Annotated in this window: 14 protein-coding genes, 1 tRNA gene and 1 pseudogene; 6 read left to right on the top strand and 10 right to left on the bottom strand. The window is 40.0% G+C overall.

The features are described 5' to 3' along the window. The first annotated feature begins 278 nt into the window (after positions 1-278). Positions 279-962, top strand: a complete 684-nt coding sequence (locus tag EGC80_RS13515; RefSeq protein WP_124014173.1) for a LysE family translocator — start codon at positions 279-281, stop codon at positions 960-962. 147 nt (positions 963-1,109) lie between these two features. Here EGC80_RS13515 and EGC80_RS13510 read toward each other — a convergent pair whose 3' ends face one another. From EGC80_RS13510 to EGC80_RS13500, 3 genes are all read right to left on the bottom strand, one after another. Next, positions 1,110-2,627 (bottom strand): PhnE/PtxC family ABC transporter permease, encoded by a 1,518-nt coding sequence (locus EGC80_RS13510; RefSeq protein ID WP_124014174.1) that lies wholly within the window; start codon positions 2,625-2,627, stop codon positions 1,110-1,112. A 75-nt stretch (positions 2,628-2,702) separates the two neighbouring features. Continuing rightward, positions 2,703-3,380: an ATP-binding cassette domain-containing protein gene (locus EGC80_RS13505; RefSeq protein WP_124014175.1), complete on the bottom strand. Its 678-nt coding sequence runs from the start codon at positions 3,378-3,380 to the stop codon at positions 2,703-2,705. Beyond that, a complete protein-coding gene (locus EGC80_RS13500) occupies positions 3,380-4,234 on the bottom strand; it encodes a putative selenate ABC transporter substrate-binding protein (protein WP_124014176.1) in 855 nt (284 codons plus the stop codon). Before EGC80_RS13500 ends, EGC80_RS13505 begins: the two co-directional genes overlap by 1 nt. 252 nt (positions 4,235-4,486) lie before the next feature. On the opposite strand from EGC80_RS13500, the pseudogene EGC80_RS22905 reads away from it, so the two are divergent. Next, a pseudogene (locus EGC80_RS22905) lies at positions 4,487-4,582 on the top strand (DNA-binding response regulator); the annotation flags it as partial. Between the two features lie 91 nt (positions 4,583-4,673). On the opposite strand, the gene EGC80_RS13490 reads toward EGC80_RS22905, so the two are convergent. Further along, positions 4,674-5,369: a 2OG-Fe(II) oxygenase gene (locus EGC80_RS13490; protein WP_124014177.1), complete on the bottom strand. Its 696-nt coding sequence runs from the start codon at positions 5,367-5,369 to the stop codon at positions 4,674-4,676. A 115-nt stretch (positions 5,370-5,484) separates the two neighbouring features. Here EGC80_RS13490 and EGC80_RS13485 point away from each other — a divergent pair, with 115 nt between their 5' ends. Then, a complete protein-coding gene (locus EGC80_RS13485; RefSeq protein WP_124014178.1) occupies positions 5,485-6,735 on the top strand; it encodes an HD-GYP domain-containing protein in 1,251 nt (416 codons plus the stop codon). A gap of 357 nt (positions 6,736-7,092) precedes the next feature. On the opposite strand, the gene corA is transcribed toward EGC80_RS13485, so the two are convergent. Both corA and yejK read right to left on the bottom strand, forming a co-directional pair. Then, entirely contained in the window at positions 7,093-8,040 is a 948-nt protein-coding gene (gene corA, locus EGC80_RS13480; RefSeq protein ID WP_124014179.1) for a magnesium/cobalt transporter CorA, read from the bottom strand. Between the two features lie 484 nt (positions 8,041-8,524). After that, positions 8,525-9,553: a nucleoid-associated protein YejK gene (gene yejK / locus EGC80_RS13475; protein ID WP_124014180.1), complete on the bottom strand. Its 1,029-nt coding sequence runs from the start codon at positions 9,551-9,553 to the stop codon at positions 8,525-8,527. A gap of 182 nt (positions 9,554-9,735) precedes the next feature. Between yejK and EGC80_RS13470 the strand changes: the two genes are divergently transcribed. The 3 genes from EGC80_RS13470 (at position 9,736) to EGC80_RS13460 (ending at position 12,217) form a co-directional block, all read left to right on the top strand. Then, positions 9,736-9,948, top strand: coding sequence for a YejL family protein (locus EGC80_RS13470; RefSeq protein ID WP_101030423.1), 213 nt, complete (start codon positions 9,736-9,738; stop codon positions 9,946-9,948). Positions 9,949-10,034: 86 nt separating this feature from the next. After that, on the top strand, positions 10,035-11,825 hold the full coding sequence (locus EGC80_RS13465; protein WP_124014181.1) for a DUF3413 domain-containing protein: 1,791 nt from the start codon (positions 10,035-10,037) through the stop codon (positions 11,823-11,825). Between the two features lie 315 nt (positions 11,826-12,140). After that, positions 12,141-12,217, top strand: a tRNA-Pro gene (locus tag EGC80_RS13460). 138 nt (positions 12,218-12,355) lie between these two features. On the opposite strand, the gene EGC80_RS23020 is transcribed toward EGC80_RS13460, so the two are convergent. The 4 genes from EGC80_RS23020 to EGC80_RS13445 all read right to left on the bottom strand — a co-directional run bounded on the left by EGC80_RS23020 (position 12,356) and on the right by EGC80_RS13445 (position 15,255). Beyond that, a complete protein-coding gene (locus EGC80_RS23020; protein WP_372491497.1) occupies positions 12,356-12,505 on the bottom strand; it encodes a DUF4406 domain-containing protein in 150 nt (49 codons plus the stop codon). A gap of 347 nt (positions 12,506-12,852) precedes the next feature. After that, positions 12,853-13,428 (bottom strand): hypothetical protein, encoded by a 576-nt coding sequence (locus EGC80_RS13455; RefSeq protein WP_124014182.1) that lies wholly within the window; start codon positions 13,426-13,428, stop codon positions 12,853-12,855. A gap of 169 nt (positions 13,429-13,597) precedes the next feature. Next, complete coding sequence (locus EGC80_RS13450; protein ID WP_124014183.1) at positions 13,598-14,227, bottom strand: hypothetical protein; 630 nt, start codon at positions 14,225-14,227, stop codon at positions 13,598-13,600. A gap of 419 nt (positions 14,228-14,646) precedes the next feature. Further along, positions 14,647-15,255 (bottom strand): DUF4145 domain-containing protein, encoded by a 609-nt coding sequence (locus EGC80_RS13445; RefSeq protein WP_124014184.1) that lies wholly within the window; start codon positions 15,253-15,255, stop codon positions 14,647-14,649. Between the last annotated feature and the right edge of the window lie 30 nt (positions 15,256-15,285).

The following is a 15,285-nucleotide window of genomic DNA, read 5'->3' as shown; positions in this document are numbered from 1 at the left end:
TGCCATTATCATCAACTTACATTGATATAACGACTAGTGTCGCCTGTTTTAGTTAACCTCAGTTCGAGATAATAGATGGGACATGAGATAAATCAGCAAAAGCGAATTTATCTCAAGTCCACTCTATCAAACTTGTCATTTGTTTTACTAATAAGGCCTACTGCAAGTCAATCGCGGAACGATTTCAAGTCAATGTCACACAAATAGCAGGACAACAAGTTGTTTGATTACCAATTATTGTCCCGAGCTAAGGTTAATTAACAACAAACGGAATAAATATGGACATGACTTTATTGGCAAGTTTAGCGGTTATTCACATTGTGGCATTAATGAGCCCCGGACCTGATTTTGCCATTATCGTCAAAATGGCCACACAGCAAACACGCTTAACCGCGCTTTATTGCGCCCTAGGCATTGCCGTCGCCATCTTAGTTCACACCTTTCTATCTTTGATGGGCATAAGTGTGATGATCCAGCAATCCCATGTTGCCTTTATGGCAGTACAACTGATCGGTAGTAGCTATTTAGCATGGATGGGGTATGGAGCACTCAAATCAGCCCTAACCAGTATCATCAGCAAACGACGTACTGCAGACATATCCATATCTCCGACTCAACATAATATGGCGAAGAATACTCTGATGTCGTCGTTAACAGGATTTAAAGTCGGCCTATATACCAACCTACTGAATCCTAAAGCGCTGATCTTTTTTATTACCTTATTTTCAGTATTGATTACGCCGCAAGTCAATGACTCGACAAAAGTAGCCGCGACAATATTATTATTTATCTTGTCATTAGCATGGTTTAGTTTATTAGCGCTCATTTTATCTAAACCTCGGGTACAGCAGAAATTACTTGCAGCCAACAGCATTATTGATTTACTTGTAGGGGTTATTTTTATTGCCGTTGCCGTCACCATTGCTAATAATATTCTCCATCAAATTATTAGCCAATTTTGAACATCATATTGTCGATATAACTTGCACAAGCAGATGACATCTCACGTCTAATGAGTAAACGAGTTAAGCATTCGCTACTTTACTCGCACATTCATCAGTTGTTAGCGATGACAACATCAAGCCAATCGGCTTCATCATGGAATGATTTTAGCAAGCCTGTATACGATTTTGAGGATAACGCAATAATCTACGCGCCAGATAATCCACTACGACATTTAGCCCCGCAGTGAAAACCAATAATAACAAGGCTCCACTAAAGCGAATTTCAGAAAAATTACTGTCCACATAAAAACCTAACGTCATCACGCCAAGCATACCTAAAATAGCGGTTTCACGGATAATCACTTCAAAACGGTAAAACAACAATCCCATAAAATGGGGGTATATAGTAGGAATAACCAGATAACTATATTGGTCAACCCTTGGCTGATAAGTGAGCGGCACACTAACCTTGTCAGCTTGGCGCGCCATTAAAAAGACCATTAGGCCACTATTATGCAATGCCAACGCGATAATCGCTGGCAACATCGAAGGTCCTAATAACATCATAAACACAAAGGCCAACAAATATTCTGGCAGCGAACGTAATATTAAATTCACAGCACGCATGAGCAGAATAACCGCTTTGGGCATCATTAATCGAGTGTTTAAAGGCAGTAATATCATGGTCAATATATGAGTTAGCCCTAAGGCACAAAAAGCCAGTACTAAGGTAGCAATCATCCCAGGAATGACTTGCTGGCTTATTAAGTTATAACTCCAGTCAAATACCTTCGACAGGTTATCAGGTGTAAACCAGCTTAAGAAGGCTTGCCCTTGCAGCATAGGCGGTAAAACATCAACACTGATAAAACGCCAAATAAGTTGCGAGTCGATAACCGGTATGGGGGGTAAGAAATATACCGCAAGCGGTAAATACAGCCAAAGCATAAACGGCTTAGCCCAGAAACGTATACTTCCAATCAATAGCACAAATAAGATTAATAACGCACCGCCTTGCTGATAATGCCCTTGGCGAAAAGCCGATTCTAAATAAAAGCCTAGTGTCGGCATGCCAATAAAACCTAATACCGCACTACTGCGAAGCGCACATTCAAAACGGTACCGGATATAATCGACAATCTGCGGATACATGTGCATCCAGCGACCATATATAAATGCCGACAGTTTATCGGTGCCCTTAGGCAGAGAAAATAAGGTATGCATTGGCGCTTGTTGTAAAATATCAGCAAACACACGGGCAAACGTAGCAGCATAAGGAAGCGCAATGGCTAAAATGCCGGTAATGGCTGAAAGACCAAATATTTGTAAAAATATCAACGCCCAAAATATCTCATGAATAGCACGGATAAATGCACACATTGCCGCAATCAAAGGATGTTGATACCACAATGCCAGTGGAAACCCCAATAGCAACCCAATCGTGATCCCAAGCAGCGCAAAACTGATGGTTTGCCACAGAGCATCAAGCAAATACTCTGTCGCAAAAAAGTCGGGATGAATAAAGCCTTGCATCATACGCCCAAGCTCAGTCCAAGGTTCGAGCGCAATGATTTCTGTATCGGCAAAAAACCAACACACAGCTACCATCAATAAAAGTAACACAGTGATTTTCTGCCAGTGACCCACAAAAGAGCGGCCACTAAAAGTCATGGTTTTAGGCATAATAGAAGAGGCTGTTACAGAATGATAAAAAGTCGGTTATAAAAAATGTGCTTAGCAACATCGACATGCTCATATTTATGCCACATCATGTTTTGGTACATCAGATAATGCGTAATGCTGAGACAAATAAGCCAGAGATAATTGATCGGCTTTATCATCTAGGGCCACTTTGCCATCGCTGATCACGATAATACGGTCAAAATGTGCTAACGCTAATTCGGCATCATGCAACACACAAATCACACTCTGATGTGTTTGCTTAATCAAGCTTAATAATCGTAAGCCCATTAATGGGTCTAACGCAGAAAAGGGCTCATCACCCATAAATATAGTTTGTTGTTGAAATAACGATCTGGCTAATGCCACACGTTGACGTTGGCCGCCCGACAATTCGCTGACTTTTTGTTGCAGCGGCACCGCTAACTCTAATTGCTGACAAAGAACGGCTATTTGTTGTTGTGGTTTGCTAAACGGCAACAGCAAATTAGCCAAATTATACCAACGAGAATAACGCGCTAACCCACCAATAAACACATTATGATATATCGATAAATTATCAACCAGCCCTTGTGCTTGAGAACACAAACACGTTTGCTCAGACAGTTGTTGATATAAGTAATGCAACAGCGTGGTTTTACCCACGCCAGAAGGGCCTAAAATGGCCACATGCTCATTTGCCTTAAATGACAAGTTAACCTTAGGTAAAATAATTTTCTGGCTATAACCTAAATCAACATCGGTCAACGACAACATTAATCAAGCATTCCGATTGTTTTCGCGACACGCTCAATTGGTTCATAGTCCTTGTTTTGGGCAGGTACAAACGATTGACGCGGAAAGCTGGCTAATAAATCCTTATCCGTCATCCCAATTAATACTTGGGTTAACTTTTCTTTAAAACCTTCACCAAAGGCATTATCTACACCAGCACGGACAGTCCATTGATAATCTGGATAGCTAGGGCTTTCCCAAATCACCTTAACTTTGCTGGTATCAACCTCACCTTTTTCAACGGCTGTGTCCCACACTTTATAATTAACCGCACCCACTTGGTATACACCGGCTTCAACTTGGCTAATGGTACGACTATGATCACCCGAGAAGCCAATACGTTTGAAAATCTTTTCAATCGGCTTATCTAAGTTGCGCTCAATAAAATACTGCGGCATTAAACGCCCTGAAGTTGAATCTTTAGAGCCAAATGTAAAGGTATAATCATTGAGTAAAGGGAAATTATCTGAAGGGGTAATGTCAGTAGAATGATGAGCTATCAAATAACTCTTGAAAGACTGATCTTCAAATCCTTGTGCTATCGCCTCTGAACCGGGCACTAAGCGGCGCGCCTGCACACCAGATAAACCGCCAAACCATGCAAGTTGTACCTGATTATTACGAAAAGCAGTTACCGCAGCGGAGTAAGACTTTACCGGGATATACTTAACGTCCACGCCCAATTGCTCAGACAAATAAACGGCCACTTTATCAAACCGAGTCCGAAGCTGACTTTCATCTTCATCGGGTATAGCAGTAAAGGTAAAGGTTGCACTTAATGCAAACGTCGAAAATAAGCTTAAAAAACTTGCTGATAATAAGTGTGTTAGTTTCATTTCAATCTTGGAAGGTATTTTATCAATGCGGCTATTCTACCGTACCTGATCCTTGATTACATCGAAAAGCGAATTCAATGTGACAAACATGAGCAAAAATAGCAGTTAAAATAACGCTGGTTATTGTCACTCTCGCAACAAAACGCTATATAAAGGCCACTATAAGCCTGTTCAATACTCAACCAGATCAACTTGTCAGCTAATATCAAAACAACAAATTTCAAAATAGTGACGGTTCAACAAGGATCAATTATGCGTATAGTAGTCATTAAAGAGGATCCTATTTTGTCACATCACTTACCAGTGCCGTTATCAACTCTGGGTAATCAAGTGCAAGTGGCGCTAACCGTATAAGCCTAAGCAACTAAGCAACTAAGCAACTAACCGTATAAGCACCTAAGCATATAATGCTATCACTCGCTTTACCCGACAGTAATCGCTAACTTAATGGCGCATAAAGCTGCTCGGCACGATTAAACATCACCCACGAAGTGGCAATATACTTATCATTGCTAATGGGAACATTACCACGATGACTATGAGTAAAACCGGCAGGTGCTATCACCATGGTGCCTTTTTTAGGGCTTATTTTTCGTTGCTGATAGTAAAACTCCGTTTCACCCCCCTCTTCCACATCATTGAGATAAAACATATATAACACCACCCGATGAAGTGCTTCATTATGGCCCTTCTGTGGAAACTGCTCTGAATGCCAATGTGGATAGCCACCTACACCTTGCTGATAATGCTGCACATTGATGGTACCACTGCGATACAGGTACTTAGTTAACGCCGCCGCCCTTGGTTGACCCAATGCCGCAAAATTATCAGGTGTTAAGGTTTGTGGTTGACCGTTTTCATCAGTCACTTGCACTGACACCGACCCCATTAAAGTTAATGAATACTGAGTAAAATAGTTGCTGATGTGAGTAAACGTCGCCGCTAATAGTTCGTTTTTTAATTCGGCTAAATCATCACAAGCATCTAACATTAAATCACGGCTGCGTTTTTTTTCGGTATCGACACCAGCACCTGTATGGCCAGGACCCACACTCGGATGCGTTTCAAATGCCGCAATTAAGCGATCGCATAAATCATTACTTATCGCATTGGGATATACTTCAATAAAATCCATAGGGAGTAACTATTGTTAATAAATTTATAGTAGTATGCTGCCACGCAATTTAAGTGCCTGTAAAGGGCAATGCATAACATAGCTCATTGTTCTTCAAAGTAACTATCGATTGAATATGAAAAAAAACCAAAAAATCTCTGTTGAACAATTACAAGTTGGCACCTTTATCCGCTTGCCGATTTCCTGGAAAGACCACCCTTTCCTGTTTAGCAGTTTTAAAATTAAAGACGCGGCACAAATCGAACTTATCAAAGGCTTAGGTCTAAAAGATGTTTTTTTTGATCCCGAAAAGAGTGATGTTGAACCTGTAACGTCCCAGAATGCCAACATCCCAAAACCCGACGAGCAGGCCCTAAACGCACTAAAAGAACAAATGATCAGCCAGAAGTCGGCCAAAATAGATGAGCAACAAAAGCTCAAACGAGATTTAAAGAAAACCGAACAACAATTTAATCGCTCAGTGTCGATGATGCGTTCAATGGTCTCTAAAATCAGTAGCCGGCCACTCAATGCGGTCAGTGAAGTGAAAGACCTCATCAGCAACATGACCAACATGCTACTTAATAGCGACAATTTAGCCTTGCATTTAATGGGCGATGCTAAAAATGATGAGCATATTTATCACCATTCACTCAACGTCGCCATGTTAAGTATGTTAACCGCAAAAGAGCTAGGCTGGAGCCGCGAAGAAGTTGAAATTATTGGTATTGGTGGGTTATTTCACGATATAGGTAAATTAAAAGTACCCAGCAATATCCTCAATAAACGACTGGCGCTAACCACACCTGAACAAAATTTTATAAAACAACATCCGCTGATGGGTATTAACTTGTTAAAACTGGCTGACAGTTTTCCGGATGAAGCCAGACCGTTAATCGCTAATCACCACGAGTTTTTAGATGGCAGTGGCTACCCACAAGGGCTCAAAGCCGACAAGTTAGACAAGCTGTCACAGTTGATCGCGGTGGTTAATGAATACGACAACCTGTGTAATGGAACCAACCAAATCAAGGGGAAAACGCCCAGTATCGCCTTGGGGTTGTTGTATAAAAATTATAAAAGTAAATTAAATACTGAATACATTAGTAAACTAATCAAAATATTAGGTGTTTACCCGCCTGGCAGTATTATTGAGTTATCCAGTGGCCAATTTGCGATGGTTATGTCGGTAAATTTACAGAAGCTGTTGTGCCCTAATATTGTGGTTTACGATCAACTGGTACCTAAAGATTTAGCCCCAATCATTAGCTTACAAGATGAAGGCCTGAGTATTGTCCGCAGTCTACCTGCCGCAGCATTACCTGAAAAAGTCCATAAATACTTAAATCCTAGAGAAAAAATTAGCGTAGGTATTGGCCAAAACTAGTGGGCTAGAGAAATAACGCTGTTTTTGTTAATCACTGGCTCATTTCAACGTTGCAAACTAAATAACCTCAACGTGGAATTATAAACGGTTATAAAACAGCCTATTTCAGCATCTATTCTGAGTTGAGGTTACGTATTACTGCTTTCCGTCAGGCCCTTATCTAACAATGAAAGATCAATATGACACCACCATAATGTTGAAGTAAGTCGTGGCTTTTTTGGGTTATTGAGTCCAATTAAACAATAATGGTCTTAAGGTCAGTTCAGATAACTAATACCCACTTCCGTTATTTTTGGGTGTAAAAAAACCATCAACTGACAACAATTGATGGCGTTAATCTTGTCAGATAGATTGCTGCTATAACCAACCTTTTCGTTTAAAGAAAAAATACGTTCCCGCCGCGCTGGCAAGCATTAATGCGACCGCCATCGGATAGCCAAATCGCCAATCGAGTTCAGGCATAATATGAAAGTTCATCCCATAACTGCTAGCAATCAATGTAGGAGGAAGAAACACCACTGCCGATACCGAAAATATCTTAATAATTTTGTTTTGTTGCAAACCACTGAAGCCCATAGCCGCGTCCAGCAAGAACTGTAACTTGTCGAAAATAAACTGACTGTGTGGCATCAATGATTCAATATCCGATAACATCTCACGAATATCTTTTAAATTTTCATCCGATAAACTGTCTCGGTAATAACGTTGCATATAACGAAGTGAACGCTGAGTATCCAATAAACTTAACCGAATTTTACCGTTAGAATCTTCTTGCAAGATGATTAGTTTAAACACGTCATCAAGCTCTTCGTCATTAAACACTTGCTCGCCGACATTTTCTAATACGCTGTACACGTCTTCAATTAAGTCAGATAGATAATCTACTTTTAAATTAAACAACTCTAACAATAACCCCTGTGGAGTCGTAATATCCAAGCGGCCTAAACGTAAGTAATTACGTAATAAACGGATAAGACCCACATCTTCTTCACGTAATGTCAGCAAGAAACGTTCACGCAAGTTGAATGACACGTTCACAGCACGTACATCTGAACTCACTCGCTGTGGAAACAACGAGTTAATATGTAAGCCATCTTTGTTCTGATAAAAACGCGCTGAGGCTTCAATTTCATTTATATCTTCTTCATCAGGGACTTCTTCAGCAGAAAATAATCTCAACCATTTGCGCTCTTCGTCGTCGGGTTTTAATAAATCTAACCACAAGGTCGACTCGGGCACTTTATCGCCAACCTTCAATTCGGTGGTGATTAATTCTCTATTTTGATAGGCGTATGCAGTGATCATCGCTCCCCCAAAGTCTGTTAGGCCATACAAAGCATAACAAACATAAACACTCAAAAAGTGGCGCTAGTTTACCCAACTACCAATGAATGAAAAGTAAAATGTTCAATAGCGCCAAAAATCGTACCACTTAATATAAGCAGTTATATAAATTCTAATATCACAGTGATGAGTTCAGACTGACTTACACTGTCTAACTATAAGTAACCTCAACGCTTATCCAGCGTTACGGTTAAGTGTATTGATGTAAATAGTTGGCATACTTTTTACTACTCATTAGCGTAACGCATCGCACCACTCAACGGAAACATCACTCGTGAAGTAATACCTAACATACCCAACATCAGCCTCAGTTGCTCGCACATTCAAAAAAACATAACCCGAGTTAGACTTACATGACTTGGTGTCAGTATATTCGCTCATAAAAAAGCGCCCAAATAGGGCGCGATTAAAACACATAAACAACATATAACCGGTTAAAATTAAATTAATCGCCTTTTAAACGACGATCCAATTGGTCTTTCAAATTGGCCGGCACACCTTTAATCAAAAGAGTGTCAGATATCGGGTCATAAATAACCCGCTCACCTAAATGCCCACTATCAAAACTCAATGTCACCCCGCCGCCGGTACCTGAAAACTTCTTCAAGCTACGTAAACTGGCTTTATCTGCCGGAAACTCATCATCTAACTCATAACTGCCGCCACAAGCAAAATCGTAAAATGAATCCATACCCGTGTCGGCTAACTCGTCGGCTAAATCTTTTACTTCAATCGCATCCCCTGAATCCGCTCGTTCAGAACAATATTCAAACACTTTATTGCGACACTCTTGGCGTTCATCTTTGGTTAACTCACTGCCCGACACAAAATCTTCAACCGCATGGATCAAGGTTTTGTTTTGCGCTTTGATGTTAACGCCTTCGACACAGCCCATAAAATCTAAAAAGAAGTCAGCCACTTTACGGCCCGCGCGGCCACGAATAAACGAAATATACTTACGAGAGCTTTTATCTGCCTGCCACTCGGTTAAATCAATTCGCGCGGCTAGTTGAATATTGTTTAAATCTAAATGGTTGTTTTGCGACAATTCCATATCATCTAACACCGTCATCGACGACTTCGCGCTTAATAGCGCCACAAACAAATAATCGCTCGTCATGCTGGTGTAGCAAGACATCAATAAAAAACCGCCTTGGCTAAAATCGTACTTGGCCAGTTCTTGCTGTAACAATTGGCTCGCTTGGCCACTAAATTCAACAAAGCCTAAATCGCTACTGCGATATCCTGTCAGAGCATTAGAAAAAGCATCATTGGCTTCGCCATCATCACCACTGGTACCAAAAAAACCAAACCCCTTACCCGCTTTACCCGTAAAGGTTTGATGTAACTCTTCTAACATGGTTTCAACAGCGTGAGTATTAAACAACGGTTGCGGGCGTAAACGACAGCGCATTTCCCCCTGACTGTCTTGAGAGATTTCGTGAATAATTGCTTGCTCAATCCTAATGCTCATAAGCCTTGTTAATCCTAGTCTGTCGCAGATGATAATTTATGAAAGAATGATATCAGACCAAGCGTGTAAATCGAACAGGGTTTACGATATTCCTTACATAGACCGAATAAAACTTGAGGCGAGCGACGACTAAATCCGTTATTATGTGCAGCTAATTCATTCTTTATTGACGTTTTCTGACTATGGCAATTCAATCTAAATATACAAACACTCAAGTTGAAGCACTTATCAGCGAGCTGCTTGCAGTTCTCGCTAAGCATCAAGCCCCCACCGATTTAAGCCTAATGGTATTAGGTAACTGCGTGACGCATTTACTCGAGCAAAAAGTCCCAGGTGAATCACGTCAAAAAGTCGCGGAGCAATTTGCCAAAGCCTTAACACAGTCGGTTAAGTAATCGACTCAATAAATTTTTATCGCTAAGGCTAACAATCAGTTACACTGAGAATAGTCTTTGATAATAATGCAGGAATACGAGTTAACATGATCGAGCGTAAAAAGCAGCAAATGACGCGTGATAAAGTGTCACGCTTAGTTAATTGGGGTCACTGGTTTGCCTTCTTTAATGGCATATTGGCGATGTTAATTGGCGCTCGATATATTGGCAGTGTGGGCTACCCAGAATCCGTTATTGGTTGGTCATATCTTGCCATCAGTACCATTGGTCACTTTACGTTTTTAGCCTTTATCGTTTACTTAATTTTTATCTTCCCGATTACCTTATTGCTTCCTTATTCTAAAATTTTACGCGGTTTTGCTGCATTTATCGCCTCAATTGGATTATATGCTCTGCTATATGACACTATTATTTATGATGACTACGGCATCCACTTAAGCCCCTTTGCCTTCGATTTAGCCTGGCAAGACCTCAACGCCCTATTACACAGTACCTCATACATTGTTACCCCTATCGTTATTGTGGTTGTTGAACTCACGGTTGCCAATTTTTTGTGGAAACGCATCGACAAAATTCAGAAAAAACAATGGGGCAACAAAGTCGTACTGTTTGTTGGTATCTGCTTTGTCAGCAGCCATTTATTGCATATTTGGGCCGATGCTACAAACATAACCGAAATCACCCGTTTTGACGATGCATACCCAGTGTCATACCCTGCAACAGCACGATCATTTATGGAAAACCATGGCATTGACAGCAGCATGCGGTCAACTGAATATCGCAATACTAAATCACGCAATTTGAGCTATCCCATCAGCCCGATGCAATGTACTGTAGACAGCCAGCCAAATATTCTTGTCATTAGCATAGACAGCCTTCGTGCAGACATGGTCGACAAGGTCACCATGCCGTTTTTAAGTCAATACCGTAATCAAAATCAGCGCTTTATGGATCATTATACTGGTGGCATTGACTTTGAAACCAGCATGTTTACCTTAATGTATGGTTTACAAGGCAATTATAGCGATCGCAAAGAGTTTGATAGCACCAGCCCGATCTTAACCAACATTCTTACGCAGCAAGGCTATCAATTGGCCATGTTTGCGCCTAAAAGTGATGAATATATTGCCAATAGTGCCATGTTTAACGATATACACATGCACACCAGTGAAGGTAGAAATGGCAGCGCCGATGCCGACATCAACACTATTAATGCAGTAAATGTATGGCAACTTAACCAAACACAACCGTGGTTTACCCTAGTGAACCTTACTGCACCAAAAGACTACGACACCCCCGTAGGTTTTCTAGGCATACAAACCGTTAAACCTCACGTGGCATTAAAGCCGGCACAAAAAGTGTTGTTTAATCAATATCGTCAATCACTTAACTTTATTGACCAACAGCTGGCTACTCTACTCGATAACGTCAGTGATGATACCGTCGTGCTGATCACCGGCACTTACGGCCAAGTATTTACCAGCAACACTAATGATGCTCGCAGTAATTTATCGCCAGATAATGTCAACGTGCCACTTATTATTCATTGGCCAAATAGTCACAGTAATAAAATCAACTACCGCACCAGCCATTATGGCATCGCGCCAACCTTGCTTAGCCATGTTTTAGGCTGCACGAACCCAAGCACAGATTACAGCTCAGGCCGCGGTTTACTTGAGCCCAACAATGAAACCTGGGTATATATTGGCGACAGCCGCCGCTTTGCCATTTATCAAAAATCAGAGATAACCGTATTAGATCGTTTCGGCAAATACCGCATTTACGATTTAGACTATAGCAAACGCTTGGATAAAAAGTTGAGTGCGCCAGAATTGATCCAAGTGATGCGCGAAGGTCGCAGGCTCTTCAATCAATAGTTAACACTATTGATTGTGTGTGCAATAACCTCAGTGGTCGCATTCACAATCTATAGCCCCTTCATTATCGACCAGATCCTTAATCTTAATGGTATATTTCGATAGTGAGTAATCTAGGCTTTTCAGCAAATGGATGTTTTATAATCAATTGATAAATGGCTGATAATTAACTACTTGCACTAGTTAATTACAGTTGATAAAGTGCTTATTCACTTAGTCACCCCAAAGCTAATAGACTAACTAAGTGATGTTTTGCAAATCTAGCTGAAGATGAATATTGGACGCATTAACATTGTGAAACACTAGCAAAAAATTCGGTATGTAGCGCAGCCCGGTAGCGCACTGTCATGGGGTGTCAGGGGTCAGGAGTTCAAATCTCCTCATACCGACCAAATCTAAAATAGAAAAGCCTGTATACATCATATGTTTACAGGCTTTTTTGTGTCTAAAAACAATACATAAATTTTATTAATCCGGTCAAACCATCAACTCTACAATTACAACTTACGTTATTTTCATAATAAGGTTTTCTAATGTCTAAAGTGTAATCTTATTAGGTTGGTGGCACTTTTAGCTTTGGTTAACGACTTTTGCACTTGTGCAGCTAAGTTAAATGCGTGGCGATTGCAATCTGGCAAACTAGACATAGGCCCGGCGATATACACCTTTTTGCGGATCATGTGTTCACCAAATAGCGAGCAAAAAAATGGGATCCTATAAAGGAGCCCAACGGCGAGGATGTAACGAGAGTGAACGCAAAGAGGAACCAGAGAAGAAGCAAAGCCAGTTACGTAGTCGTATCAAGCATATCTAAATATACCCTGTTTCAAGGGCCGCAAACACGCCATATATGGCGTGTTTTACGCCACATATGGCGTGAGGTGTTTGGGTTTTCGTGATATGTAAAACCGATATTTTTCAAAACTAGATTTAAAAGTTATCGGTTAAGTGATTTGCTGCAAATAAGAATAGGGCAATAGCGCTTTAACACGCTGAATAACATTATGCTAAATTTAGTGAATTGAGATTATAAGTAGCCTACCCGTACCATTCCTGTCTTCGTTAAAAAGTCTGTACCTAAAAGAAACGGTCTGTGGTAACCAGACTTAGCATCTTCGGACTTATTTGGTTCAACTAGCATTATACATTCATGTGCTGGGTGCACACCGCGATCTTGTAATAAATCTAAATGTGCCTGGGCGGTACAATCTAGAATAGTACCATCAAGAAGTGTTAACCATACATGCGCTTTTATTGTCTCGTGTACTTTTGGGTTTTCAAGTTCTTTTTTTATACTATCACCAGTCATTTCACAGTAAATGTAATCATCCCAATATAGGTCACCGATTGTGATACAACTATCTATGTTTAGATTTGATTTCAGGTGGCTTTGAATCATTAAATGTACAGGTGTACACTTAGCAGCAAGTTCAGAAGAACTGACATAGCCATAATGGTTTAATGCATCCGTACATAACTGAAAAATATGTTTTTTAATTTCTTTCGGAATGACTACTTTTAAAGGAAATAGCGGAATATCTATTGTAAAATCAAGGTTTTTTGTTTTAGAAAAAGCTTCTTCTAATCTCTTTTTATAATCCAATTTATAAGTCCTTGTAATATTTAAGTGAAGGTAACCTGCTGATTCAATGAAGATAACATACTCGATTGAGCACTAATTTGGCTCCGCACAGTGGCTTAGTTCAAGGCCGCAATAAGCGGAGAATTACAGTTGGCTAAAATGCTTGAGGAACGAAAACAGCAAACTGTTTTTAGTCCGGCTTAATTGGCTTGTTGTTATGTGAATTTGTTTCTTCTATTTGAATAAGTTCAGCAGCAATATCTTTTGCCGATGGACTTACAAAAGCATAATACAAACTTATAGCACCTACAAAAAAACTAGCAACGGTGAGTGTATACGCAATACTGGCTTGTTTTTTAGTCTTCTTCTGTTCTTCAAGTAAATCTTGATATTTAGTTAGTATATTCGTAATTGGTGTAAGTATATGCTTATCAGAGTCCACGGGGGAATCCGAGGCTAAATTAGAGATTCGTGATAAAGAAGGTTTTACTTCATCTGGCATTGTATCAAAAGGTTCATCTTTTTGAAGTTGCTCAACTAAAGTTTTGAGTTTTTTAAAATCATCTTTTTTATCGATATCTTTATAAACACGATAGAGTGCTAACCTTGAACTGGACGCAGACAAATCATATGCACTCCCTATTAAAGTAATATCTTGTGAAGTTAACTCAAAATCATTTTTAATTTTGCTTTTCAAATCCTGTTGTAGGTTATTTATTTTCTCATTTCTTCTTTTTACGGTCCAGACCGCACCGCCCATCCCAAATAAAATAATTACAGCATATAGCCCAAATATCCAGAGCTTAAATTCATCACCCATGTTGTTCGATGTTCCTTGCCACATAACGTTTTAGTATTTGTGCGTTGCACCGTTTGCATGGCACAAATCACTTGTTGGACTTGGTTGTTGCCGAGTCCAGGTTAATTGGTACGCTTTATGCTATAAGGATTTGCTTTTTTTGATGCTGGCTCTGGGCTACAGAGCAGTTGTGAGTCAATTGATATCGAGTAGTGGGTAAGTTTTTCATTGAAATTCCTTTTCATCGTATTTTCCTATCATACATCTTTAAGCTTGGCTGATTCAATGAGGATAATATACGCGATTGAGTCCTCATTTGGCTCCGCGCAGCGGCTTGGTTCAACGCCGCGCTAAGCGGACTAAATAGTTGGTTTTAATGTGGAGTGCAACGAAACCTAACCAACTGTTTTAGTAACACTTTAAAGCTATTGTTACGTGCTTTATTTTGTTTCCAGCGCTTTGTTATTTCGCTGTTCAATGCCTTTTAACTTATCTTCAGGTAAGTCACCATACAAAGCTTCAACGTGTTTAGGATGTGAAATCATCTGCTCTGAAATTAAATTAACTAAACCAAAAAGCTTAATAGCGATTCCTTTATCATCATCTAAATTAATCTCTCCCGGATGAACCGCTTCATTACCTACTACTCGAACAACATCCAGTGCTTTTTGAACTAAAGGGTTAAGCCCTTTACTAACCAAGCTAGCAATATCTTTATCTATCTTTTTACCACTCTCACCTAGTTCCTTGCAAAGGTGCTGGATACATAGCCTCAGTAAAGCAGCCGCACCTTTCGGTGAAAGTTCTGCAATTTCTCTAGCTTCATTAAATAGTGCTTGAATATGTTCTGGAAGATCAGAGTTTGGCTTAATATCAATCTTAGTATTTGGATATACAATTTTATCGTGTATCCAAACTGATATATCTTTGCAGTTATAGCAACGTGAAATATTACAGTTTTGAACAACAGGGGCACAATATAGGCTGCCATTTGAACTCTCGAAAAAAGGTTTTCCTGAATGCACCCCCTGTGTCAGGATTGTTGTCATCCCTTAAAATCATCCAATAATTAAATAGAG

The sequence above is a fragment of the Shewanella psychromarinicola genome, assembly GCF_003855155.1.
Taxonomy (GTDB): Bacteria; Pseudomonadota; Gammaproteobacteria; order Enterobacterales; family Shewanellaceae; genus Shewanella; species Shewanella psychromarinicola.
Note: the sequence above shows the minus strand (reverse complement) of the source record. Positions and strands in the feature narration are given on the sequence as shown.